This window comes from Pseudomonadales bacterium, from assembly GCA_024234165.1.
In the GTDB taxonomy this organism is placed as follows: domain Bacteria; phylum Pseudomonadota; class Gammaproteobacteria; order Pseudomonadales; family UBA5518; genus UBA5518.
In genome coordinates, this window is sequence record JACKOP010000002.1 from 416,712 (window position 1) to 441,222 (window position 24,511).

23 protein-coding genes are annotated in these 24,511 nt (G+C 64.4%); 4 read left to right on the forward strand and 19 right to left on the reverse strand.

Annotation, left to right across the window (positions count from 1 at the left end):
- Positions 1-40: 40 nt before the first annotated feature.
- From H7A12_07580 to H7A12_07600, 5 genes are read right to left on the reverse strand one after another with little or no spacing between them, the layout of a single operon-like run.
- Positions 41-469: an OB-fold domain-containing protein gene (locus H7A12_07580; GenBank protein MCP5320672.1), complete on the reverse strand. Its 429-nt coding sequence runs from the start codon at positions 467-469 to the stop codon at positions 41-43.
- Positions 470-493: 24 nt separating this feature from the next.
- Complete coding sequence (locus tag H7A12_07585; protein MCP5320673.1) at positions 494-1,660, reverse strand: transporter; 1,167 nt, start codon at positions 1,658-1,660, stop codon at positions 494-496.
- A 25-nt stretch (positions 1,661-1,685) separates the two neighbouring features.
- A complete protein-coding gene (locus tag H7A12_07590; GenBank protein MCP5320674.1) occupies positions 1,686-2,594 on the reverse strand; it encodes an enoyl-CoA hydratase/isomerase family protein in 909 nt (302 codons plus the stop codon).
- Positions 2,595-2,641: 47 nt separating this feature from the next.
- Positions 2,642-3,850, reverse strand: a complete 1,209-nt coding sequence (locus H7A12_07595; GenBank protein ID MCP5320675.1) for a CoA transferase — start codon at positions 3,848-3,850, stop codon at positions 2,642-2,644.
- Between the two features lie 19 nt (positions 3,851-3,869).
- A complete protein-coding gene (locus H7A12_07600; GenBank protein MCP5320676.1) occupies positions 3,870-5,075 on the reverse strand; it encodes a CoA transferase in 1,206 nt (401 codons plus the stop codon).
- 191 nt (positions 5,076-5,266) lie between these two features.
- Between H7A12_07600 and H7A12_07605 the strand changes: the two genes are divergently transcribed.
- Positions 5,267-6,277: an enoyl-CoA hydratase/isomerase family protein gene (locus H7A12_07605; protein MCP5320677.1), complete on the forward strand. Its 1,011-nt coding sequence runs from the start codon at positions 5,267-5,269 to the stop codon at positions 6,275-6,277.
- Between the two features lie 19 nt (positions 6,278-6,296).
- On the opposite strand, the gene H7A12_07610 is transcribed toward H7A12_07605, so the two are convergent.
- The 4 genes from H7A12_07610 to H7A12_07625 are packed head-to-tail and all read right to left on the reverse strand — an operon-like array spanning position 6,297 to position 11,732.
- Positions 6,297-7,802 (reverse strand): acyl--CoA ligase, encoded by a 1,506-nt coding sequence (locus tag H7A12_07610; GenBank protein ID MCP5320678.1) that lies wholly within the window; start codon positions 7,800-7,802, stop codon positions 6,297-6,299.
- A gap of 18 nt (positions 7,803-7,820) precedes the next feature.
- Positions 7,821-10,307, reverse strand: a complete 2,487-nt coding sequence (locus tag H7A12_07615; protein ID MCP5320679.1) for a xanthine dehydrogenase family protein molybdopterin-binding subunit — start codon at positions 10,305-10,307, stop codon at positions 7,821-7,823.
- Positions 10,308-10,331: 24 nt separating this feature from the next.
- The gene (locus tag H7A12_07620) at positions 10,332-10,820 is read right to left on the reverse strand and encodes a (2Fe-2S)-binding protein (GenBank protein ID MCP5320680.1); all 489 of its coding nucleotides are present in this window, start codon (positions 10,818-10,820) and stop codon (positions 10,332-10,334) included.
- A 33-nt stretch (positions 10,821-10,853) separates the two neighbouring features.
- Positions 10,854-11,732 carry a xanthine dehydrogenase family protein subunit M gene (locus H7A12_07625; GenBank protein ID MCP5320681.1) on the reverse strand — a complete coding sequence of 293 codons (879 nt, stop codon included), beginning with the start codon at positions 11,730-11,732 and terminating at the stop codon, positions 10,854-10,856.
- Between the two features lie 218 nt (positions 11,733-11,950).
- On the opposite strand from H7A12_07625, the gene H7A12_07630 reads away from it, so the two are divergent.
- From H7A12_07630 to H7A12_07640, 3 genes are all read left to right on the forward strand, one after another.
- Positions 11,951-13,051, forward strand: coding sequence for a nitronate monooxygenase (locus tag H7A12_07630; GenBank protein ID MCP5320682.1), 1,101 nt, complete (start codon positions 11,951-11,953; stop codon positions 13,049-13,051).
- Entirely contained in the window at positions 13,044-13,319 is a 276-nt protein-coding gene (locus H7A12_07635; protein ID MCP5320683.1) for a hypothetical protein, read from the forward strand. Before H7A12_07630 ends, H7A12_07635 begins: the two co-directional genes overlap by 8 nt.
- 96 nt (positions 13,320-13,415) lie before the next feature.
- Positions 13,416-14,213 (forward strand): electron transfer flavoprotein subunit beta/FixA family protein, encoded by a 798-nt coding sequence (locus H7A12_07640; protein ID MCP5320684.1) that lies wholly within the window; start codon positions 13,416-13,418, stop codon positions 14,211-14,213.
- Positions 14,214-14,217: 4 nt separating this feature from the next.
- Here H7A12_07640 and H7A12_07645 read toward each other — a convergent pair whose 3' ends face one another.
- From H7A12_07645 to H7A12_07690, 10 genes are all read right to left on the reverse strand, one after another.
- A complete protein-coding gene (locus tag H7A12_07645) occupies positions 14,218-15,039 on the reverse strand; it encodes a hypothetical protein (protein ID MCP5320685.1) in 822 nt (273 codons plus the stop codon).
- Positions 15,036-16,616, reverse strand: a complete 1,581-nt coding sequence (locus H7A12_07650) for a metallophosphoesterase family protein (GenBank protein MCP5320686.1) — start codon at positions 16,614-16,616, stop codon at positions 15,036-15,038. Before H7A12_07650 ends, H7A12_07645 begins: the two co-directional genes overlap by 4 nt.
- Positions 16,617-16,732: 116 nt before the next feature.
- Positions 16,733-17,563: an enoyl-CoA hydratase/isomerase family protein gene (locus H7A12_07655; protein MCP5320687.1), complete on the reverse strand. Its 831-nt coding sequence runs from the start codon at positions 17,561-17,563 to the stop codon at positions 16,733-16,735.
- A 20-nt stretch (positions 17,564-17,583) separates the two neighbouring features.
- Positions 17,584-18,507 (reverse strand): TIGR03619 family F420-dependent LLM class oxidoreductase, encoded by a 924-nt coding sequence (locus H7A12_07660; protein MCP5320688.1) that lies wholly within the window; start codon positions 18,505-18,507, stop codon positions 17,584-17,586.
- A gap of 74 nt (positions 18,508-18,581) precedes the next feature.
- Positions 18,582-19,802: a CoA transferase gene (locus H7A12_07665; GenBank protein ID MCP5320689.1), complete on the reverse strand. Its 1,221-nt coding sequence runs from the start codon at positions 19,800-19,802 to the stop codon at positions 18,582-18,584.
- A gap of 46 nt (positions 19,803-19,848) precedes the next feature.
- Positions 19,849-21,042, reverse strand: coding sequence for a CoA transferase (locus H7A12_07670; GenBank protein ID MCP5320690.1), 1,194 nt, complete (start codon positions 21,040-21,042; stop codon positions 19,849-19,851).
- Positions 21,043-21,093: 51 nt separating this feature from the next.
- Entirely contained in the window at positions 21,094-22,254 is a 1,161-nt protein-coding gene (locus H7A12_07675; protein MCP5320691.1) for an acyl-CoA/acyl-ACP dehydrogenase, read from the reverse strand.
- Positions 22,255-22,318: 64 nt separating this feature from the next.
- Positions 22,319-22,801, reverse strand: a complete 483-nt coding sequence (locus H7A12_07680) for a hypothetical protein (protein MCP5320692.1) — start codon at positions 22,799-22,801, stop codon at positions 22,319-22,321.
- Complete coding sequence (locus tag H7A12_07685) at positions 22,798-23,322, reverse strand: MaoC family dehydratase N-terminal domain-containing protein (protein ID MCP5320693.1); 525 nt, start codon at positions 23,320-23,322, stop codon at positions 22,798-22,800. Before H7A12_07685 ends, H7A12_07680 begins: the two co-directional genes overlap by 4 nt.
- Positions 23,323-23,350: 28 nt before the next feature.
- Complete coding sequence (locus H7A12_07690; protein MCP5320694.1) at positions 23,351-24,511, reverse strand: CoA transferase; 1,161 nt, start codon at positions 24,509-24,511, stop codon at positions 23,351-23,353.

The following is a 24,511-nucleotide window of genomic DNA, read 5'->3' on the forward strand; positions in this document are numbered from 1 at the left end:
ATTCTCCTCTGCAACAGATCGTGTCGTTGATCGGAACGTATCAGCCGCGCACGCGGCGAAAACGCGGCAACGTGACCTCCGGGGTCACGTCTTCGAACACCACTTCCACCGGCATGCCGATCGCGAGTTCCTGCGGTGCACAGTCGACCAGCGTCGACAGCAGGCGCACGCCCTCCTCCATCTCGACGACCACCGGCGCGAGTGGCGTGGCTTTCATGAAGGCAGGGTGCAGTGCGCGTTCGACCACGGTCCATGTATACACCGTACCGCGACCACTCGAGCGCCCCCACTCCCAATCCATCGAGTTGCATTCCGGACACATCGAGCGCGGCACGTGACGGAACGAGCCGCAGTCCTTGCAGCGCTGGAAACGCAACTCACGCTGCTTGCACCAGCCGTAGAACTCGCCGCTCAGGCCCTCGAGCCGCGGCAGCGGCTTGTCATAGTAGACAGCTGCAGGTTCGCTCATCGCATACTCTCCTCGAACTCATGCCTAGCGCCGCAGGATCGCGATGCTGCCGTCACCGAAATCACCCCAGCCAGTCACCACACCGATCTCGGCGCCCTCGACCTGACGCTCACCGGCACTGGCACGCAACTGCTTGACCGCTTCGACGATATGTCCGATCCCGAGCGAATGTGCCTCCGACAGCAACCCGCCGTGTGTGTTCACAGGCAACCTGCCGCCGAGTTCGATCGCGCCGTTCTCCACGAAGGGACCACCGTCGCCGCGCTTGCAGAAACCCGCTTCCTCGAGCTGCTGGATCACCTCGAAGGTGAAGCAGTCGTAGATCTGCGCAAAATCGGCGTCGGCCGGGGTGACGCCGGCCATGCGGAACGCTTCCGGTGCGGCAATCGTCAGGCCGGTGCCGTGGAAGTCGCGGCGGTTCGTGATCTCGTCGGCCGGATACGGTTGGCCTGCCGCAGCACCCATGATGTAGACCGGCTGCTGGCCGAGATCGCGCGCACGCTCCGGTGAAGTGACGATCACCGCGGTGCCACCGTCGGTTTCCAGACAGCAGTCGTTGACGCGGTACGGGTCGGCAAGCATGGGCGAGGCCATGTAGTCATCGAGCGTCAGCGGCTTGCCGCACATCACCGCGCCTGGATTGAGCTGTGCGTGGCGGCGCATCGCGACCGCAACCGCACCGAGCTGCTCGTGCCTGGTGCCGTATTCGTGCATGTGACGGCGCGCCATCAGCGCATACCACTGCGGAGGCGCGGTCAGGCCGTGCGGCAGGTAGTAGTCCCAGGCAATCGGACCACCGGGCAGTGAATGCATGTCGGTGGAGACCGTTTCACGGACACGCGCACCCGAATAGCCGTTCCATCCACCCGGAATCAACACGTAGTTGGCCTGTCCGGTTGCGATCGCCATCGCCGCAAGACGCAGCGACGCCACCGGAGTGGCGCCACCCATGTGGATGATCGCCGCGAAGCGCAGGTTCGAGCAGCCGAGGTTCGCCGCCAGCGCCTCGCAGCGACCCACGTTCGGGAACGCCAGGATACCGTCGAGGTCGCGTCCCTTCAGGCCAGCATCCTCGAGCGCGGCGCGCGTGGCAGCCATCTGCAGCGCTTCCTCGCTCATGCCCGATCCCGGCTTGCGGCAATAGCGCGTCTCGCCGATACCGACGATGCAGGCCTTGTCCTTCAGATCCACGTCGATAGCCTCCCGGTGGTCGCCGTCACTTCTTCGGCTGTTGCGCCTCGTAGTCGTCGAGCAGTTGCTGCTGCGCCTCGGCGGCACGCCGGCGGATATCCCAGAACTCCGGCGTACGCTTGGCGAGGAATGCGGCCCCACCCTCCTTGCCCTCGGGCATGTCGAACCAGTCCGGGTACAGCGCCGCCGACGTGACACACTGCTCGCGGTAACCGTCCATCTCCTGGTCGAACGAAGCCTTCAGCACCTCGAGGCAACCGGGGCTGAGCGCGAGCATTTCCTCGCTCCACCGGTCTACTTCCGCCTCGAGCTGATCGAGCGGTACCACCGTGTTCACCAGGCCCATATCGAGCGCTTCCTGCGCCTTGTACTTGCGGCACAGCATCCACATCTCGCGCGCCTTCTTCGCACCGATCACCTTGGTCAGGTACGGTACGAAGAAGCCGTCGGCCGGCGAGGATACCCGCGCGCCCGCCTGTCCGAAGATCGCATTCTCGGCAGCGATCGTGAAGTCACAGCAATACGCCATGTGGTTGTGGCCCGCGATGCAGTAGCCCTGCACCTGCGCGATGATCGGCTTGCGCGACATGCGCATCAGGCGATTGTGCGGATAGCGGTTGTAGAACGCACCGCGCAATCCCCAGCGCTCCCACTGCACATCACCACCTGCGCCGAAATGCTTGCCCTTCGCGGCCACCACGATCACCCCGATCATCGGATCGTGATTGGCGTCGTAGAAGGCGCGGAACATTTCCTCGACGGTCGCCAGCGTCAGTGTGTTCATCTTGTCCGGCTTGTTCAGCGTGATGCGCGCCACGCCACCGCCGAGCTGCTGGTGAAACTTCTTCTCGTAGATGATCTCGACGAAATCGTCGAGTCCCTCGCCACCGGGCGAGGTCCAGTCACTCCACTTCGCTTGTGCCATCTCGCTCATCGTTGCACCACCATTGCATACCGCGTTGTTTTCACCGGCCTCCGCGATCAGGGAATCGCACCAGCCGCCTTGAATGCCTCGATCTCGTCCCACGAGTACTCGAGCAGATCCATCATCAGCAGTTCGGTGTCCTGTCCAAGCTGGGGCCCCAGCGAATCGATCTGCCCCGGCGTCTTCGACAGCGCGACCGGCAACCCGCGGACGTCCACCTCGCGGCGCACTTCCTCGCACCAGGCCTTCATCAGGTAGTCGTTGTCCCACGCCTGCTCGTCGCGGATCACATCGGCGAGCGTATTCACCGGTGCCGCAACCAGCCCGCGCTCTGCGAGCGCCGCCAGCAGTGGCTCGTGATCGAGTGTCGCCGCGAGTGCATCCAGCGCATCGATCAGTGCGACGTTGTTCTGCGCACGCGCCCCGGCGCTGGCGAAGCGTGGATCCTTCGCCAGCCCCGGATCGCCGAACGCCTCGGCAAGCAGGACAAAGCGTGCGTCCTCGTTGCGTTCGCAGACGTAGACCCACTTGCCGCGTGCCGGGTACAGATTCCACAGCGGATTCAACGCTTCGCGACGCGAGTGCTGCAGCGCACGGCCTTCGTTGCCGGCGAGATAGGACTGCAACTGCGGCGCTGCGAGATAGAGCTGTGCACCGTAGAGCGAGGCGTCGATGCACTGACCGTGTCCACTGCGATTGCGCTGATACAGCGCAGTCGCGATCGCGAACGCCGACATGATGCCGCCGTAGGCGTCACCCGATCCCATGCCGAGGTAGATCGGCGGCTCACCCGGTTCGCCCAGGCGCGCCATGATGCCGGTGAGTGCCTGCACGGTCATGTCGAACGAAGGCCGTGACACACCGCCGATACGCCCGTAGCCGGTATTCGTCGCGTACACCAGCCGCGGATTGACCTCGCGCAGCTTCTCCCACGACAAGCCCCAGCCTTCGAGCAGCTCGGGCGACATGTTCGACAGGAACACGTCGCACTTCTCGACCAGCCGGTACATGATCTGCCTGCCTTCGGGTTTGCGCAGGTCGATCACCAGGCCCTTCTTGTTGCGGTTGATGACCAGGAAGTACTGGTTCCAGTCGCCGATCTCGAGCGACTTGATGCTGCGCACGCCGCGCGCCTGATCGCCGCCCTGCGGGCGCTCGACCTTGATCACTTCCGCACCGAAGTCGGCCAGATACTGCGCCGAAACCGGCCCCTGGAACCATACCGTCAGATCGATGACGCGAACGCCTTCCAATGCTCTTGCCACGATGAACCTTCCGTATTGCTCAGGCGATGACACCCTGGGTGCCGAGTTCATGGATCGTCTCTGCCGGATAGTCCAGCAGCTCGCGCAACACCTGTGCCGTATGCTGACCGCGGCACGGTGCCAGGCTGGCCAGGCGCGCAGGGCTCTCGCTCATGTAGATCGGGAAGCCGAGACTCTTCACACGCCCGTGCGTGGGGTGATCGAGCTCGAGGATGTAACGGTTGACGAGCGCCTGCGGGTCATTCGCCGGGTAATCGAAACGCTCGATGATATCGGCCGACAGACCCTTTTCCTCGAACAGCGCACGCCAGTGCCCGGCCGGCTGGCGCGCGAACGCAGCCTCGAGCTCGTGGATCAGCTCAAGACGGTTGAGTTCACAGCGCTTCTCGTGGGTGTCGAAGCGCGGATCGTCGGTGGCGATGCCAACCATCTTCGAAAATTCCGGCCACCAGCGATCCGTATCCGGCATCGTCAGCGTGACCCAGCGCCCGTCGGCACTCGGGTACAGCGAACCGGACATCGGGTTGGAGACATCGAGACGCGAGATCGGGTTCAGCAGTCGGTCGCCCTTGCCGATCGCGAGGAAAGCCTGCAGATCGAGGCTGGCACCGTACATGTTCGCCGCAAACAGCGAGGTATCCACCTGCTGCCCTTCACCGGTGGCCTGGCGGTGTACCAGTGCCGTCATGATCCCGAAGGCAAGCAGCACGGTCGAGTGCATCGCACCGGCACCGGTATAGACCGGCGGTTTCCCGGGCTGCTGCACGATCGGCATCATGCCGGTACGCGCAGCCGCCAACTCGTCGATCGGCGGCAGGTCGCGGTCCTTGCCACGCGGGCCAAAACCGGAAATCCGCGCAACGATGATGTCACCACGTCGCGCCGAAGCGCTGGCGTAGTCGAGACCCACCGCCTCCAGTTCGGCCAACGGCCAGTCGGTCAGGATCACGTCGCAGCACGCAGCAATGTCGTCGAGCACTGCACGACCACGCTCGCCGTGCACGTCGATGCGCACACTCTGCTTGTTGCGGTGAATCAGGTCCGCTTCGTGGTTCCACGCGCCGGCGCACGGTGAATCAGCCGTACCGGGCACCGCGTCCGCCTCACCGAGTGTCTCGAGGCGGATCACACGCGCGCCGAAATCGGCGAGGAACGCCGCCGACATCGACGACGCGAAGTTTCGCGTCAGATCCAGCACCACGATATCGTCCAGCGCACCACTCATCTTCGTCGCCCATCCATCGCGTTCTTTTTCCGATTGCGTATCCTAATGCTGTGACGCCACGCGGACGTTCTGCCAGCGCGTCAATTCCGGCCTGGAAAGTCGCAAATCCGGACACTCCGAATGGTCACGGCTGCACGCCGGAATACCTCGATGCCACGCGCAGCATCATAAACGAGCCTACGGAGAATGTAATGGACGATGCGATCCTCGCCCTGCAAGAGCTGCCGTCACTGCTCGCCGACCCCGAACGTCGCGAACGGTTTTCACCACTGACCGAACAGCCGTTCCTGCTCTTCGATACCACTGCTGGCACACCACCAGCAGACGTTGGCACGCTCGCCGCACTCGGTGAGCTGGCCTGCCCGGTGATCGCGATACGGCCCCCCGGTGCGCCAGCGCACAGCACTGCTGTCGCCGCGCTGGCGGACGTGGTCGTGGAATCGGCGCGCGACGCGCAAACGCTGATCCGCAACATCCGCACGCATCCGCGCGCGGCGATGGTGCTGGTACAGGTGCTGCGCCACACTGCACGCGCGACGATCACGGACGGCCTGCTCGCCGAATCACTGGCCTTCGCCACGCTGCAGGGGGGCGCGGAATACCATGCATTCCTCGCCAGGCGCGGCACCGCTCCCAAGGTCGCGGTGGACGCCGAGCCACCGGTGCTGCTGGCACGCACGGACGGTGTGCTCGAGATCACACTGAACCGCCCCGCCGCACGCAACGCGTTCTCGACCGCGATGCGCGACGGGCTGGTCGCGGCGCTGCATCTGCTGGCCAGCGACCCTACGCTGCACCGTGCGCGCATCCGCGGCGCTGGAGCGTGTTTCTGCAGTGGTGGTGATCTCGAGGAATTCGGGCTCGCGAGCGACCTCCCTGCCGCTCACGCAATCCGCTCGACACGCAACGCAGGCCGGCTGATCGCCGAACTGGCACCGCGTGTCGAATGTCACGTACATCGCGCCTGCATCGGCTCCGGCATCGAGCTGCCCGCCTTTGCCGGACGCATCGTTGCCACGCCGGACACCTTGTTCCAGTTGCCGGAAATCTCGCTGGGTCTGATTCCAGGCGCCGGCGGCACGGTCAGCATCACCCGCCGCGTGGGCCGCCAGCGCACAGCCTGGCTTGCGCTGTCGGCGCGCCGTATCGATGCACCGACTGCACTCGCATGGGGACTGATCGACGCGATCGAGGAGGACTGAACGCCCCTTGCCTCGGTCGTCAGTCCACTGCCCTGGACAGATCTGCCTTCACAATGCGGCGCAGCAGCTTGCCGGTCTCGTTGTACGGCAGCGTCGGCCAGAACTGGATCAGTTGCGGCACCCGCGAGGAGCGCAGGTGCTGCTTGACCCACTCCTGCAGTTCGGCAACGTCGGCCTGGCGCCCCGGCTTCAGCACCACCGCGGCGGCCACACCTTCTCCCCACTGCTCGTCCGGCACACCGACGACCGCTGCGTCGGCGACCGCTGCATGTTCGAGCAGTACGTCCTCGATTTCGCCGGGCGACATGTTTTCACCACCGCGCACGATCACGTCGTCGGCACGGCCTTCGAGAAACAGATAGCCGTCGGCGTCCTTGCTGCCGGCGTCGCGCGTCGGGAACCAGCCGTCCTTGTCGAGTACGCTGCCACGACCGGCGTATTCACCCGAAACCTGCTCGCCACGCACGTAGATCTCGCCGCGCTCTCCGGGCCCGAGCACCTTGCCTTCGTCGGAACGGATCTGGATCTCGACGCCGGGCAGACCACGTCCGACCGACACCAACCGGCGCCGCACGGCCGGATCATCACTGGCAACCGCATCACGGTGATCCTGCGGGCCGAGTACCGCAATCGTCGAACTCGTCTCCGTCAACCCGTACGCGTTCGTGAAGTCGGTGTCGGGAAACAGTGTCATCGCACGTTCGATCACCGACAGCGGCATCTTGCCACCGCCGTAGGAGAGCGCTCGCAGATCCGGCAGCCTGGCCGACTCGGCGCCTTCGAGTGCCTCGACGATACGCGCCAGCATCGTCGGCACCACGAAGGCATTGCTCACGTGATAGCGTCGTGCCTGCTCCAGCCATACCTCAGCCGTGAAGTTCGGCAACTGCACCACGCGCCGGCCCGAGTAGGTCGAACTCAGCACCGAGGCGATTCCCGCCACGTGATACGGCGGCACACACACCAGGATGCCGTCGTCTTCGTCCGCAGAGCAGAACTCCACGGAGCTCAGGATATACGACACCAGATGCTTCTGGCGCAGGATCGCCGCCTTCGGCACGCCCGTGGTGCCGCTCGTGAACAACAGCACACCGACATCCTCGGCGTCCATCGACCATTCAGCCGCGGGCGCACCGTCACCGCGCGCCTCGGCGAGAAACTCGTCACGCGATTTCACGCTCAGCCCTTCGCGTCCTGCGTAGGCGGCAGCGCGCTCGGGACTGGTGACCAGCACGCAGGGCTTCACGCGCTCGAGCAGCGCATCGATCTCGGCTGCCGTCAACCGGTAGTTGATCGGAACGTACGGAATCCCGGCCCACGAACTGGCGTACAGCCCGAGCGGACACGCCAGCGAATTCTCGTCGAGCATCGCGAGGTGCCTGGTCCCGCTGGCTCGCAGTGTCGCCGCGACACGACCCGCAGCATCGAACAGCGACTGATACGTGAACGAGTCGTCTCCATTGACAAAGGCAGTGCGCTCGCCGAAGCCCTGCGCCGCCATCTCAAGCAACATCATCGTATTCATCGCGAATTCACCACTCCCTCAGACGGAATCACGCGCGCCACGCGCAGAACGGATCATCGACCACACCCGATGCGGCGAGGCCGGTGTCTCGCGCATCTGTACCCCGAGTGGCTCCAGCGCATCGTTGATCGCCAGCAGCACGGCTGCAGGGGTCGTATGAATCGCTCCTTCGCCACAACCCTTGGCACCGAGCGGGGTGAACGGCGATGGTGTCTCGAGCGAGGTCTTCTCCGTCATCGGCACCTCGTTGATCGTAGGCACCAGATAATCCATGTAGGTCGACACCAGGGGCTGACCTTCGTCGCTGTAGACGTACTGCTCGAGCAGCGCTGCACCCACACCCTGCGCCACCCCGCCCTGGAGCTGGCCTTCCACGTTCGCCGGATTGAGCCGCACGCCGCAATCATCGGCAATCACGTATTTCAGGATCGCGGTCTTGCCGGTATCCGCATCGACTTCGACCATCACCACGTGGCAGCAATTTGCAGCCGTCAGGTAACTCTTGCAGCGCCCGTTCTCGTCGGGCATGGTGCGCCCCGGCGCCGTCCAGACGCTGGTTGCCGAGGCATTCGGCTCCATGCCCTCGGGCAGCAGGTCACTGCGCGCGAGCATCGCCCCGACCACCTGCGCCAGCGGGATCTGCGCGTGTGGCGTGGCACGCACGCTCGGTACGCCACCCATGTACATGTCGCCGACGGGACGATCGGCTGGCGTCTCGCGTACCCGCAGCATGCCGTCCATCAGTTCGACCTGCTCGTAGGGCACCTGCAACAGCACCGAAGCCGCGCGGCAAAGCTTCTCGGTGATCTTCTGACACGCCCCGAGTATGGCACCCGTGATTGCCACCCCGAGGCGGCTGCCACCCTGCCCGAAATGCGGTGGTGCGTTGTCGGTGTCGGCGTACACCACGCGCACCGCGCTCATCTCGACGCTGAACCAGTCGGCAAGCAACTGGGCCGCCACCGTGTACTGGCCCTGGCCCTGCAGGTTGAAACCCACACGGGCCGTGACCTCGCCGAGCAGGTTGATGCCGATCGACACGCCCTCGGGAACACCCACACCGGGTACGCCGACGGTCGCGTAGGCGTTCCAGTCGAACACGCCCGGCTCGATGGTGCTCACCACGCTGATGCCGACGTAGCGACCCTCGGCCCGTGCGCGCTGCTGCACCGCACGCATTTCGGCGTAACCGGCCAGCGCGAGTGCCTTGTCGAGCGTTTCCTCGTATCTGCCGCTGTCGTACTCGTTACCGCTCGGAATCGTGTACGGGAACTGCTCGGGGCGAATGTAGTTGCGACGGCGGAATTCGGCCGGGTCGACACCCAGCTCGCGCGCCGCCAGATCCATCATCGATTCGAGCACCAGATTGTGCGGGGGCGGGCCGTAGCCGCGATACGGATACGAAGGAGCCCGGTTGCTGCACACCACCTTGAAGTCGTACTCGGCAGCCTCGATGCGATAGCAGCCGGTGAACGCAGCGATCGGTTTGGCGACCGAAATCGTTCCATAACCCTCCGCGCCGGCGCCCTGGTCGTCGAGCAACTGGACGCGCAGCCCGGTCACGATACCGTCGGCGTTCACGGCCAGCCACGCCTCGTAGTAGCGGTCCCACGACTGACCACCACCGGCAAGCAGGTATTCCATGCGGTCTTCGATGTACTTCACCGGCCTGCCGCCAGCCTTGCGCGAGAGCAGAGCGGCGATATCGGTGCCGCGTGGCCCGCCCTTGCCGCCAAAACCACCGCCTTGCGGATGGCTCACGACGTTGATCCGGTTCGCCGGCACGCGCAGCGTGTGCGCACGCCCCAGCCCCATGAAGCTCGGCGTCTGGTACGAACCATGACAGGTCAGGCGGTCGTCGATCAGATCCCACTGACACACGCAGCCGAAGGTTTCGGTCGGGTTGGCACCGACGCGGTTCCAGCGGAATTTCGCGTTGAACACACGATCGGCGCTGGCGAACACGCCTGCAACGTCACCCCAGACGAAATCACGCTCGATGATCACGTTGCTGCCGTTCTCCTCGAACAGCAGCGCCGCTGAAGCGGCAAGTGCCGCGTGCGCATCGGGAACCGACGGCAGCAGCTCGTAGTCGACATCGATCAGCTCGCAGGCATCTTCGGCGATATAGCGACTGCTCGCCGCAACCGCCGCGACCGGTTCGCCGACGAAACGGGCCTTGTCGACGGCAAGACTGTACGGGCCCCAGCCTTCGGGAGCGGTGCCCATCGGGTTGCACCAGCGCTGCATGTCCTCGCCGGTCAGTACCGCAGCCACACCGGCCAGCGCCTCGGCACGACTGGTATCGATACGCACGATGCGCGCATGCGGATGCGGGCTGCGCAGGATCGCGCAGTGCAGCATGTCGGGAAGCGTGAAATTGTCGATGAACCGCGCGTGTCCGGTGACCAGCGAACGGTCCTCGATGCGCTCGACCTCGCGGCCGATGAAGCGTCGCTTGCTGGTCGGCAGCGCGTCGAATGATGTCGGGATGGCTGTCGTCATGGCGTGTCTCCTGCGAGCCCGGAATCAGCTGCTCTGACCGGCGCGCATCTTCTGCGCCGCGAGATGCACCGACTCCAGGATGCTCTGGTAACCCGTGCAACGGCAGATGTTGCCGCCGATCGCCTCGCGGATCTGCTCATCGCTCGGCTCCGTGGTGGTCTCCAGCAGTTCGACCGTGCTCATCAGGAAGCCCGGCGTGCAGAAGCCGCACTGCAGCCCATGCCTTTCGATGAATGCCTGTTGCACCGGATGCAGGCCGTCAGCCCCGGCAAGACCTTCGACGGTACGCAACTCCGCACCGTCTGCCTGCACCGCGAGCATCAGGCAACTGCGCACCGCCTCACCGTTCCTGATGATCGTGCACGCGCCACAGACCCCGTGTTCGCAGCCGACGTGCGTGCCGGTCAACCCCAGTTCGTGGCGCAGGAAATCGACCAGCGTCATGCGCGGCTCGACTTCCCGTTCGTACTCGCGTCCGTTCACCGTCAGACGAACCCGCTGCCGTTGCGCCATGGTGCGATATCTCCGTTGTGTATTGCCCGCCAATCAGCCGCGTGCGCGTGGCTGTGCCTCTGCAAGCCCGCGTGCCACCACCACCGACACCAGATGGCGGCGGAAGTCCGCCGAAGCGTGTACGTCGGCGATCGGCTCCTCGACCTCGGCAGCTCCGGCCAGCCCGGCCTCGCGATACAGTGCCTCGGTCGGTGCCTGCCCGCGCAGCACCTGCTCTGCCGTCGCGAGGCGCGTCGCCGTCGCGTTGACGCCGAACACGACGACCCGTGAATCCGCGATCCGCCCGCCGGAAAGCGACAGCAGCACCGCCGCGCCGGCCAGTGCAAAATCACCCTTGCGGCGCGAAATCTCGTGGAACGACCAGCCGGTGCCTGCTGCAAGTACCGGCATGCGCACTTCGGTCAGGATCTCGGTCGACGACAGATCGGTGGTCAGGTAAGTCACGAAGAAGTCACGCGCTGCGATCACGCGCTCGCCGTCCGGTCCGACCGCCTTCATCTGCATGTCGAGCGCGATCGCGGCGGCGGGATATTCGGCTGCCGGATCGGCGTTCGCAAAGGACCCACCCACGGTACCCTGGCTGCGGATCGGCAGATGCCCGACGTTCATCGTCGCAGCGTGGAACAGCGGCTGCTGTGCGCGGATCAGCTCCGACTCCTCGGCTGCACGCTTGCTGGTCATCGCTCCGATCGCGATCGTTCCACCCTCGTCACGGATGTAATCCAGTGCGGAGAGCTTGCGCAGGTCGACCAGCACGTCCGGTCGCGCGACGCGCAGGCTCAGCATCGGCATCAGGCTCTGCCCGCCCGCCAGGATCTTGGCTTCGACACCCTCGTCGTCGAACTTTGCAAGCAGCGCAACCGCTTCGGCCAGTGAATCGGGTGCGTAATAATCAAACGGTGCCGGCTTCATCGCGATTACCCACTGATGGCTGTGACGGCGCAACTGAAGCCGGCATTCTAAGTGCATGCCCCTGTCGTCCACCACCTCCCACGCATCAAATCAGGACGATGGAGTCTCATATCCGGACAACCCACCGCAACACGCCGACGCCTGGTTCCCTTTGCCCGGCCCACGCAGTAAATTTCCGCTCCTGAAAAAACCGTCAATCACCCTGTGGGGCAACCGTCATGCGCAATCCCTTGCATACCAAACTCTGTGACCGGCTCGACATCGAATATCCGGTCGTCGCATTCACCCACTGCAAGGACGTCGCCGTCGCAGTGATCAATGCCGGTGGTTTTGCGGTACTCGGCGAAGCGATGCATACGCCGGATCAGATCGCAGCCGACATCAAGTGGATCCGTGACCGCATCGGTGGCAAGCGTTTCGGCATCGATCTGGTGCTGCCGGCTTCGGTGCCCGAGGAAAAGACGCTCGATGAACTCTACGCGATGATTCCGCGCGCACAGCGCGAATACACCGACATGATCATCAAGAAATACGACGTGCCGAAGCCGAAGCAGAAGCTCGAGATCAACGACTGGGGCGGACTCGACCAGTCGCGCGCGCTGAAGCAGCTCGAGGTGCTGTTCGACGAGCGTGTGCCGGTGATCGCCTCGGGCCTTGGCTCACCGGAGTTCATGCTGAAGAAGGCGCATGACATGGGCATCCAGGTGTGGGGACTGGTCGGCAAGCCACGCCAGGCGAAGAAGCAGATTGCTGCAGGTACCGACACGATCATCGCCCAGGGCTACGACGCCGCCGGTCATACCGGCAACATCGGCACGTTTTCGATCGTGCCGCAGGTGGTCGACGTCGCCCGCGCAGCCGGCATCCCGATCCTTGCGGCTGGCGGCGTGACCACCGGTCGTCATCTCGCCGCTGCGCTGGCGCTCGGCGCGGACGGCGTCTGGACCGGTTCGCTGTGGCTGGCGTCGCGCGAATCCGACGTCGCGTTGCCGATGAAGGAAAAGCTGATCGAATCGACCGCGGACGATACCTCGTACTCCGACTGCATCTCGGGCTACACCATGCGCACGATCCGTTGCCCATGGCACGTCGAGTGGGCGCGCGAAGACGCACCGCGTGCGCTGAAGCCGCCGTTGCAGATGTTGCTCTCGAACGAATACATCACGGGCGCCAACGACTACCAGCGCAAGGACCTGATGACCGAGGCTGCCGGCCAGGGCATCGACTACGTGACCGAGATGAAGCCCGCGCGCCAGATCCTCTCCGATATGGTCGAGGAAGCGCTGGACGTGTTCGATCGTTTCTCGAGCGATGACTGATCCGCTGGCAGAAGGCGTCGACTTTCGCGCGGGATTCGATCCCGCGCTGGCTGGTCGGCGCGCCGAATGCGACGGTGGCGCGGCGTTGGCCGGCACGCGTTATGCGGGCCGGCAGTTCTTTGCAGGCACGCTCACCGGCGATTACCGCGACTACGGTGAATTCCCGTGGCGCTGGTATCTGATGAGTTCGCTGACCAAGGCACCACCGGGATACCCGCACGAGGCCGTGTGGTGCGATGCCGGCAGTACCGAGTTCGACGAGGACTGAACCCCGGCCGGAACCCGCTCGAGGCACCGGTCGTCAACCTTTGAACCACGAATCCCGCACTCAGGCGGGAGCGCCGATGAAAGACAGGAGCAGTACATGCGTATCGTCGTCTGCATCAAGGAAGTGCTCGATCCCGCAGCAGTCAACAACTACGTGCTGGCCGGCAACCTGAAGATCGCCGGCGACGGCAAGACGCTGGACGTATCGGCAATCCCGCGCCTGATCAATGCCTACGACGAGCAGGCCATGGAAGCCGCCTTGCGCCTGCGTGACGCCGGCGCCGACTGTCGCATCACCGCAGTTTCGATCGGCCGTGATCTGCACGATCCGCTGAAGCACTGCGCCGCACTCGGCGCCGACGAGATCGTCGCGATCGACGCCGATCCGGCCGCACTCGACCACCACGTGGTGGCCAACGTGCTTGCGGCCTACATCCGCAACAGTGGCGGCGCAGATCTGGTGCTGTGCGGACGCCAGGCATCCGACGATGACCAGGGCGTGGTGGCCGCCCTGCTCGGCGAACAGCTCGGCATGCCGATCGCACCGATCGCGCGTGCCATCGCGTTCGAGAACGGCAGGCTGCGCGTCACGCGCGTGACCCCGGACGGCGACGAGGTCGTCGAAGCCGCGCCACCGGCGGTCGTGACCATCAGCAACGAGCTTGGCGAGCCACGCTTCCCGAGCGCGCGCGACAAGATGGCAGCACGCAAGAAGCAGCCGGAACAGATCGCACTGTCTTCGCTGGGACTGCCTGCAGAAGCGCTGCAGCCGCGCGTGCAGTTGATCAAGCAGTACGTGCCGGAAGTGCAGGGACACTGCGAATTCATCGACGGCACGCCGGCCGAGGTGGCCGCCCGGCTGTTCGAGAAGCTGCGCGCCGACAAGTTGATCTGAGGATTCACGTACCTGCCGCATCGCGCAGGCTGAAGATCTGCTCGCGCAGCCTGTCGCGGGCCGGCGTGCTGCGCAGCGCCGCAAGCTGTTCCTCGGCAAGCCGCAACGTCTGCAGGGCATCGGCATCCCGACCGTTCAGCAGCAGCAAGCGGGCAAACTCCACCTGCCATGCGGGCCCGTGGTGCAATGCGTCACCGAGCTCTTCCCAGCGGGCGAGTGCACCATCCGGCCTGCCACGCCGGCGCTCGATCGTGACCGCAAGCTTCTGCAGCGAGACGACCTCGCCCAGCCGTGCCAGCCCCGCGTCCAGCACGCGCAGTGCCTGCACGGGGTCCTCGTGCTGCACCAGACGCGCTGCGGCGAGATAGTCCCCCGGATTCGGTGCCACAGCGAGGCTGAAATAGGCTTCGTAATCCTGCAGTGCAGCGCCTGTCTGGCCCATTGCGCCGAATGTGCGGGCCCGCTGCAGCAGAGCCATGAAGTCCCGTGGCTCACGCTGCAACCAGCGGTCCAGTGCGAGCCGTGCCTCGTCGAGACGACCGCGGCGCAGCTGCAGCACCCCGAGTTCGAAGTCGATCGCCCCCGGGTCAGCGAGCGTGCGTGCCTGCTCGAGGTCCGTCAGCGCCTCGTCGAACATTCCTTCGTGCGAAAGCAATGCAGCACGGCGGATACGCAGTGCCTGCGAGGCCGGGTTGGTGGCAATGAGCTGATCGAGCACCATCAGGCTCGCGTGCGCTCCGGGGTGTGCGTGCAGTGCGCACGCAACAAGCCACAGGGCCAGCACTGCAATGCACTTGCCGACCCGCAGCATCACACCGCCACTCAACGTTCGATCACGAACCAGTCGAGCACTTCGCCATGCTGGTCGACCAGGCGCGAGGTCAGCTTGTTGCGATCGACGTCGAGGACTACGGCTCCAGTACGTGCGATGCCGTGCGGACGGTAGCCCTGCGGTCCGGTTTCGAAGCGCCGGTGCGCCGGATGTGTCAGCCACTCTTCAGAGGTACACATCAGATGATGGCCAGGTTGGCACGGATTTTCGCGATCGGCCTGTCCGGCATTGCCGGCAACCGTATAGACCACCTTGTCGTCACGGCCACTGCCCGGACTGATCTGTCGATACGCCTCGTCGTTCTGTCCGATCGCCGGCTCCCCGGCCTGGTTCAGCTCCGCGTGTCGTGCGGCGTCAAAGCTCGTCGATTTGCCCTGGTGCCCATGCAGATACCAGGAGCGCTCGTACGAGTGGGCGTGGCCACTGAAAACGACGTCGACACCGTGCGCCTCGAACACCGGACCAAAGGTCTGGCGCATGTCGATTTCGGCCTGTTCCGCGTCCGAGTCGTGGTGCACGCCCTTGGAATACGGCGGGTGATGGAAGATCACGATCGTCCAGTCGCTGTCGTTGGCTTCCAGGTCATTGACCAGCCACTGGCGCATCGCTTCGCGCTGGGCGGGATCGCGATTCGAGAGTTGCGAGTCCAGGCTGACGACATGGATGTTGGCGTGGTCGAACGAATAGTACTGTTCGGTGCCGCTCGGCACCCCGCCGAGTTCGGCGCGCGTCGGCAGGTTGAAGATCGACAGGTACGGCATGCCTCCGGGATCGGGTCCGTCTCCGTCACTGTCGTAGCTGGCAGGATCGGTCGACTCGCTGGTGCCTCCCATCGTTCTGTAGACGGGGCCGGCTGCACATCGAGGCATTGGTGCAAACTGGCATACGTCGACACGTCCCTGCCCCATCTCGTGGTTACCGATCGTCGGCCAGGTCGCGACGCCACGCATGATCTGCGGGTAGATGCCGAAGAACGCCTTTTCCCACTGCTCGTCCGAGCCATCCAGATAGGCGTTGTCTCCAAGCAGCAGCAGCAGGTCGGTGGCCTCCCCTGCACCTTCGCCGGCAATGAAACTGCGAACACCATTGGCAACCGCCATGGCGGTCGTATCCTCGCGTGCGGTGCCACCGTCGAGCTCTGCAGCTGCGGTGCCGGAGTCGCCGAGCAGCAGAATCCGTGTGTTGCCGTCGGCAGGCAGGTCACCGCGCTTCGGTGCCGTACGAAAATGTTGCGTCGCCGGCGCCGTACCGACGTCGCCAAGCGCGTAGTAGTAGACCGTATCGGGCTGCAGGCCACTCAACGCCGCTTCGATATGTCCACCTTCCTCGTGCGCATCCACGCGCACGCCCAGTCGGTCCGGCTGCGTACCGAAGCACACCACGCGGGATTCGCCCCGCCAGCGGACCAGCGCGCCCGAGTCCGACACCTGCTGCAGGAACAGCCGCGATGGCTGCTCCCCCGAACCGGAACCGCTGCAGGCAGCGGCTGCGGCGCCGGTTCCGGCACCCTGTTGCTGCACACAGCCTGCCAGAAGCACGGGCAAAATCACCAGGATCAGACGGCCCCACATACGCTTGTCCCCGCTTCTGTCACCTCAGACGCGACCGGAAGGCAGTCCGGTCACGATTCGGGTTCGACCGGTGCTGCGACAAAGCGGCGCCGCGCAGACCCGATCCGCAGGATCTCTCAGATCCCGCGATACACCGGCTTGCGCTTCTCGAGGAACGCCTGCGTCCCCTCGCGCGCATCGAAAGCCGACGCGACCATCGTGCCGGCAACCGCCTCGTAATCAAGGATGTCCTCGAGCGTGGCGTACTGCGAGCGATGGATCAACCGGCGCGCCATGTCGACCGCAACGCTGGCACGCCTGGCGATGAAACGCGCGTACTCGAACGCCGCCTCGAAAGCCTTGCCTTCAGGCACCAGTTCGTCGAGCAAACCGATCGCCTTGCTTTCCTCGGCATTCAGCACCTTGGCCGTCTCGACCAGCATCAGCGCGTTGGAGAACCCGACCAGCCGCGGCAGGAACCACGACACACCACAGTCGGGAGAGACGCCGATATTGGTGAAGATCGCCGCCATCTTCGTCGTGGTGTCACCGAAACGCCGGTCGCAGGCCATTGCATATCCCAGCCCGGCGCCGACCGCGTGCCCCTGGATTGCCGCGATCACCGGCTTGTCGACCGCGACGAGCTGGCGCACCGCGTCGATGAAGGGACCACCCGGTGTCTTGCGTTGCGAACGCGGCATCGGCCGCGAAGCATCCGAGGTGCCCGGCATCGGACGATCGCTGTCGCCCGAGAGAAAGTCGACGTCACCGCCGGCACAGAACGCCCGACCGTTGCCGTGCAGCACGATCGCACGCACCTCGTCGTTGTCGCGCAGCGAATACAGCAGCGCAGCCAGTTCGGCAGCCAGTTCCCAGCTGATCGCGTTCAGCTTGTGCGGACGGTTCAGTGTGATGATGCCGACGCTGTCCTCGATGCGGAACAGCAACATGTTCTCTTCCTTTGCCATGACTTCTGCTCCGGGATCGATCAACGGAAGTTAGGGATGATGTCGCTGTTGTACCACGACACCCAGTCGAGGCACTGCTCGAACGTGTCCATGCGAGCGGGGTACACCTGCGCAACCGTGGCCCCGGCCTTCTGCAATGCTTCGATTTCGAACAGGATCCTGTCGCGGTTGGTCTCGATGCGCGTTGCGCCGGTCTCGGCGTGCGAATAATCCTCGACCTGGTATTCGGTGGAGGTGATCACGACCTCGAAGCGATCCGCCTTCTCTTCGTAGCCCGGCTGACGACGCAGGAACTCCAGCGACGACGGCAGTTGCTCGGCGGTGATCAGCCACGGGATCCAGCCGTCGCCTACGCGTGCCGCACGCCGCATCGCAACCTCGGTGTTGCCGCCGACGAAGATCGGCACATGCGGTTTGCTCACCGGCTTGGGCTCGAAGGCGATATCGGAGAATTTTGCGTACTTGCCGTCGAAGCGCGGTGAATCGGCAGTCCAGCACTCGATCATCGCGTCGAGGCATTCGTCGGTCATCTTGCCGCGCTCACGGAACGGCACGCCGAGCATCTCGAACTCGCCTTCGAGGTGCCCTGGTGCTGCCCCCAGCGTGAAACGACCACCGCTCAGCCAGTCCAGCGTCGCGATCTGCTTGGCGAGCAGCAGCGGATGACGGTACGGCACCACCAGCACGTAGGTCAGCACCCGGATCCGGCGGGTCGCGCCGGCGAGCACTGCACAGGCGGAGATACCCTCGGGAAAGCGCCGTCCCATGTGTTCTGTCATCTCGTTCGGCATGAACAGATGCTCGGGTATGGTGAGCCACTCCCAGCTCTGCGCATCGGCATGCTGGGCGAACTTCAGGATCTCGGCGCCGCCAGCCTGCGGCTCCCAGGGTGCCATCGACGCGGGGTAGTTCAGCAACCCGGGTATAGCAAGTGCAAACTTCATGGTTTTCCGTTCCTTGTCATCGAGTTATCGGAAAGCGTTACGCTGCGGACGGTGCCAATGATCACGCTGGCATATCAATAGATGATCTTCGCCTCCTGCAATTCACGATAGCGCTGCTCCGAGAGACCGAGAATCTCCAGGAACACGCGGTCGTTGTCGCGTCCGATCATCGGCCCGGTGCGGACATCCGGTTCGCTGCGGCTCATCTTCACGTAAGCGCCGTAGATGGTTTCCGGAAAGCCGAGCGGGTGGATCACTTCGACGAAGGTCTTGCGCGCCCGGTAATGCGGATCGTGCAGCAGATCACCGATGTTCAGCACCGGCGCTGCGGCAACGCCCTGCGACTGCAGCAGCGCTGCAAGCTCGCGGTCATCGTGGTTCACCGTCCAGGTTGCGAGCGCCTCGTGCAGCGCGTCGATGTGCTGCAGCCGGTCGGCCAGGCTCGCAAAGCGTGCACCGTTCGCCCATTCGGGATTGCCCATCGCAGCGCGCAGGGCCTGCCACTCCGCTTCGCTCGGCACGGCAATGCTGATCCAGCGGTCATCACCCGCGCACGGAAACACGCCGTGCGGTGCAGCAAGCCCGAGCGGGTGTTCGTTGCCCTTCGGCCCACCGATACGCCCGTTCATCACGTAATCGATTTGCGCAGGGCCCGTGATATGCATGATCGCCTCCTGCTGCGAGAAGTCGATATGCTGGCCACGCCCGCTGGCGTCGCGATGATGCAGTGCAGTCAGTGCCGCAAACGCCCCGAAGATGCCGACGAAGGGATCGGTGAATGCGTTCTCCACCGGGATGGGGTCACCGCCCTTGTAGCCGACCAGACTGTCCAGACCCGTGGTCGATGCAGCGCTGAGTCCGTAGGTACGCACCGCCCGCAACGGACCGTACAGCCCCGCAGCAGGCATCGAAAGCATCACGATATCCGGCTTGACCTTCTGCAGTTCGACGTAGCCGAGCCCGAGCTGTTCCATCACTCCCGGACCGAAGTTCTCGATCACGATATCCGAGCGTGCAATCAGATCCAGCGCAAGCTGCTTTGCCTCGGGCTGCTTGAGGTTCAGCGACACCGAACCGTTGCCGGCCCAGCTCGCATGGTTGGACAGGCTACGGTTCGGGTCGGGAATCCCTTCTCCGAAAGGCGGCAGTGTACGCATCATGTCGATGCGCGCACGCGACTCGATTTTCAATACGTCGGCACCCAGAAAACCCAGGGTCTGGCCTGCGACCGGACCCGCCCATACCCAGCCGAAATTGACGACGCGTATGCCCTTCAACGGCAATGCATTTGCCATGATTGTCTTGCTCCACACCCAGTCCGGTTGCTTGCCCGACCACGCCTCAGTGGGCGCCACCTTGCTGTTGCTCGAACGCCTCCAGTTCGCGTTCGACCTCATCATCGTGCTGGCCAAGCAGAGGCGCCGGTGCATGCGGGCCGCCAGGCGACGCAGGCAGTTTGAATGGCGCTCCGAGCGTGCGCACGGTACCCAGTACCGGATGATCGACGTCGACGAAGTAGTCACGCGCCTCGAGGTGCGGATGCGCCTGCACTTCTGCCACCGTGAACACGGCTGCCACGGGGGCACCGGCGGCCTGGCACTTCTCCATGATCTCGAGCTTGCCGTGCTGCATCGTCCATTCCTCGATCATGGAATAGAGGAAATCGGCGTTCTGCGCTCGCTGGAACATGTCCTGGAACAGTTCGAGATCGGCCCACTCGGGATTGCCCATCACCTGTCGTATTCCGTTCCACTGTCCCGGCTCGAGCGCCAGCATCCAGACGTGTCCGTCCTTGCACGGCAGTATCGTCGCCGGTGCGCCCAGCGGCATGCCAACACCGGTGCGTTTGTCGAACCTGCCATCCTGCGCATAGAGACCGATGTTCTGCCCCCCGACGAAAGTCGCGGCAATCGCTTCGGCGCTTGAAACATCGAGATGCTGTCCGCCGTGCGTGTGGCGCCGGCCGTAGACGGCAGCGAGTCCCCACGCGGCGGCGGTTACCGCACCGTAATAGTCCGCGGCGAAGGTGCCATGTTCGAGCGGCATCTCGCCGGGCCGGCCGCAGTAACGGCTGCTCGCGCCGGTGAGGTGGTAAGCATTGAGGTCGTAGCCGTTCCAGTTGCTGTAGGGTCCGGTCTGACCGAACGGCGTGATCGATACCACGACCAGGTTCGGATTGACTTCGGCGAGCGTGGCGTAATCGAGGCCCCACTCCTTCATCTGCGCCGGCGTGTTGTTCTCGATCAGCAGATCGGCCCACTTCACCAGGCGCAGGAAACGCGCACGGCCCGCCTCGGTGGTCACGTCGCAGCTGATGCCACGCTTGTTGGTGTTCGTGATGAAGTAAAGGCCGCTCTTTTCCGGGTCAGGTACATCACCCGGAAACGGCCCGGCAGCGCGCGCCGAGTCCCCCCCCGGCGGCTCCACCTTGATCACGTCGGCTCCGTAATCGGCAAACAGCCGCGCGCAGAAAGGCGCCGAAACCAACTGTCCGAAATCGATGACCCGGATCCCGGCCAGCGCCCCTCTGCTCATTCCACGGCTCTCCCCGCTATCGACCAACCGCCACCCCGGGCTGTCCGGCAATCAGACTTCGAACATGTCCTCGATGGTCCTGCCTTCACCATCGAGCACCTCGGCGGCGATCAGGTTCTCGAGGTAGCGCGAATCCCACCAGTTCATCTGCTGCTGCTTGGCGCGACGGAAAAACAACTGGATGTCGTACTCGAGCGTGAAACCGTAGCCGCCATGGATCTGTTCGCACTTCGCGGTGACGTCACGGAACGTGTTGCACGCGAACAGCTTTGCCATTGGCGCCAGACGCGCGATCGAGTAACCCTTGTCCTGCGTCCAGGCCGCCTCGAGTACGAGCACCTTCGCACCCTCGATGACTGCCACCGCGTCGGCCATATAGTGTGCAAGTGACTGGAATGCACCGATCGGCTTGCCGAACTGCTCGCGCCCTTTCGAATACTCGACCGTCATCTCCAGCGCACGATCGGCTCCACCGACAGCAAACGCCGCCAGCAGGATGATGCCTTCGTGCATGCACGCGTTCCATGTCCGCCAGCCGCTCTGTACAGCGCCGATACGGTTCGCCGCCGGAACCTGCACGTTGTCGAAGCTCACCTGGTACTGGGTATCCGAAGCCATCGACTTCTGCTGCAGCAGGCTCACGCCCGGTGCAGCGGTATCGACGAGCAGCAGGTCGATTGCATCCGTCGCATCACCGCTGCGCGCCAGCACCAGCAGCTTCTGCGCCGCCCTGGCATAGAACACGTGCCGCTTCGTGCCATTCAGCACGTAGCCATCGCCCTTCTGCGTTGCGCGTACCTGCACGCCCTGCGGCCCGAAGCCGTTGCCGCGTTCCAGCCACGCCGGCGTAACGATCAGGTCACCGGAACCGATCGCAGGCAACAGCGCCGCCTTCTGTTCTTCGCTGCCACCCTTGAGGATCGCCAGTGCACTCATCACCGAACTGGCGAAGAACGGCCCCGGCGCCAGCGCCCGGCCAAGCTCCTCGAAGATCACCACACGATCGACCGTGTTGAGACCGATACCGCCGTATTCTTCCGGCAGCATCATGCCGAGCAGACCGGTCTCCTTCATTTTTTCCCACAGGCCTGCGGGAATGCCGACCGGGTCATTCTCCGTGTCGCGCACCACACGGGTGGTACTGTGCTCGGCACACACGCCACGCACCATGTCCCGGTAAAGTACCTGCTCCTCGCTGAAGTTCAAATCCATGGCTGCCTGTCCTCGATGATTCGCCTGCTGGTGAGTGTGAATGATGACCGTAGTGTGTCGATGTTCAGGGTTTCCAGCGTTCGTTACGCCGCTCCCACGGATTGTCGGCGGCATCGAGTGGCAACGCCACCCGCGCACGACAGGAAGTCTTGACCTGCCCCTGCACCGACACGGCGAGATCCAGATCGACCCAGCCGCAGCCGGTATCGTCGATGCTGGTGCCTGCCACCCGTCCGCTGAGGACCATGTCGTCGCCGGGGAATACCGAATCGCTCATGCGGAACTTCATCCTTCCGAGGCGGCCCCTGGGCCCAGTCCAGTCGGTGACGAAGCGTTCGAACCACGCAGCGTTGTTCGGTGTATTGATGAAGATGTCGCGCACGCCGTTCCTGTTGATCGCGAAGTCACGGTCGTGATGCATGGGACGCCAGTCGCGGCTCGCCATCGCGCCGAGCACCACGGTGGTTGCCGTCACCGCGTGTCTCAGCTCGGGCAACGCGTCGCCTTCCTTCACCTGATCGTGCGTCAGCAGCCGGTACACGCTCATGATGCGCTCCTCCGGTAGCCGAAACAGTCGTACGAATCACGCCCCACGAACTCGCCGCGTTCGTTGAAGCACTCGAGGTCGATCAGCCAGAAGCGCCCGCGCCCAAGCTTGGTCGTCTTCACCTGGCTGATCGAGCGCACGATCTGGTGTGCCCGCAGCCGGTCACCCGGTCGCACCGGCTCACCGAATGCCGTTTCGTTGCCCGATATGATCGCCTCGGGCAGATCGAGCAGACGCTTGAGATCGAAGTGCGCCTGCAACGCAAGTCGCTCACCGGTTGCACCCGGCGTCCAGTAGTGCGGACGGAACCACACCGACATCATCGTCGGCGGCGTGATCCAGCCATGCGTGACCTCGCGAGCCACGTCTTCTTCCCAGAACAGGGGATTGCCGTTCTGCACCGCGGCGCAGGTGTTGTAGACATAACCCATCTCGATCGCGAACGTCGACTCCTCCGCGTATTGAGGCACGCCGATCAGTGCGTGCACCTCGGGTGGAATCTCCGGAATCACGTGCTCCATCTTCAGATTCTCCGGGACTGCGGTGTACTCACTCGACGACACCGGTGTCGCGCAGACGCGCGATCTCGGCCGTATCGAAACCGGCCGCGGCCAGCACGCCATCGGTATCCGTGGTTCCCGGTGCCGCGACCTGGTGCGTCGGCAGATCGCGTGGATTGCCTGCCAGTATCGGACCGAGCTGGCGGAAGCTCCCGTGTACCGGATGATGCGCCTGCATGAAGGTGTTGCGTGCGGCGAAATGTTCGCTGCGCGTCAGTTCCGGGATATCGAGCACCGGGGTCGCGCAGGTGTTCTCGCCCGCGAGCAGCGCGGTCCATTCATCACGATCGCGGGTCAGGAACACCGCCCGCATCGCTGCCTTGATCTCTTCCTGACGGGACGCATCGTATTGCAGCGGCGCGTACTGCTCGAGTCCGAGCAGCCGGCACAGATTGGCGAAGAAGTGAGTCTCGATCGCACCGACCGCGATCGCCTTGCCGTCACGCGTGGCGTAGATGCCGTAGCAGGCAAACTTGCCCGTCAACAGCGTGGTTTCCGGACCGGTACCGACACCGGTCGCAAGATACTCGTCGATATACAGCGAAGTCAGGTTCAGCACACCGTCCGTGATGGCGACGTCCAGATACGCCCCCTCGTCACGGCGCAAGCGGTTGACCAGCGCAGCCATCACGGCCATCGCTGCCTGCATGCCCCCGCCCGCGCTGTCCGCCACCGTTGCCCCCGGCATCCCCGGACGCCCGTCGGCCATACGGCCGCTGCAATGCAGAAAGCCACCCATCGCAAGGTAGTTGATGTCGTGTCCGGCCCACTGCGACCAGGGACCATCCTGACCGTAGCCGCTGGTCGAGCAGTAGACCAGGCGCGGATTGATCTGGCTGAGCTCCTCGTAGCCTACGCCGATGCGCTTGGCTACGCCGGGGCGGTAGCTTTCGATCAGCACGTCGACGTTCTTCACGAGCCGATGCACTACCGCCTTGCCCTCGGCCGTTGCGAGATCGACCCGGATGCGTCGCGTACCACGTCCCGCGCCATAGGCATGGTAGAGCGGTTCGGTCTGCTTGCCGCCCTTGGCCGATACCGGCGCCAGCTTGATTATCTCCATGCCGTAGTCGGCCAGGATGCGCGAGGCACGTGCCGCCGGGCCCACGCTGGCCAGATCAAGCACCTTGTATCCCTGCAGGAACGACAT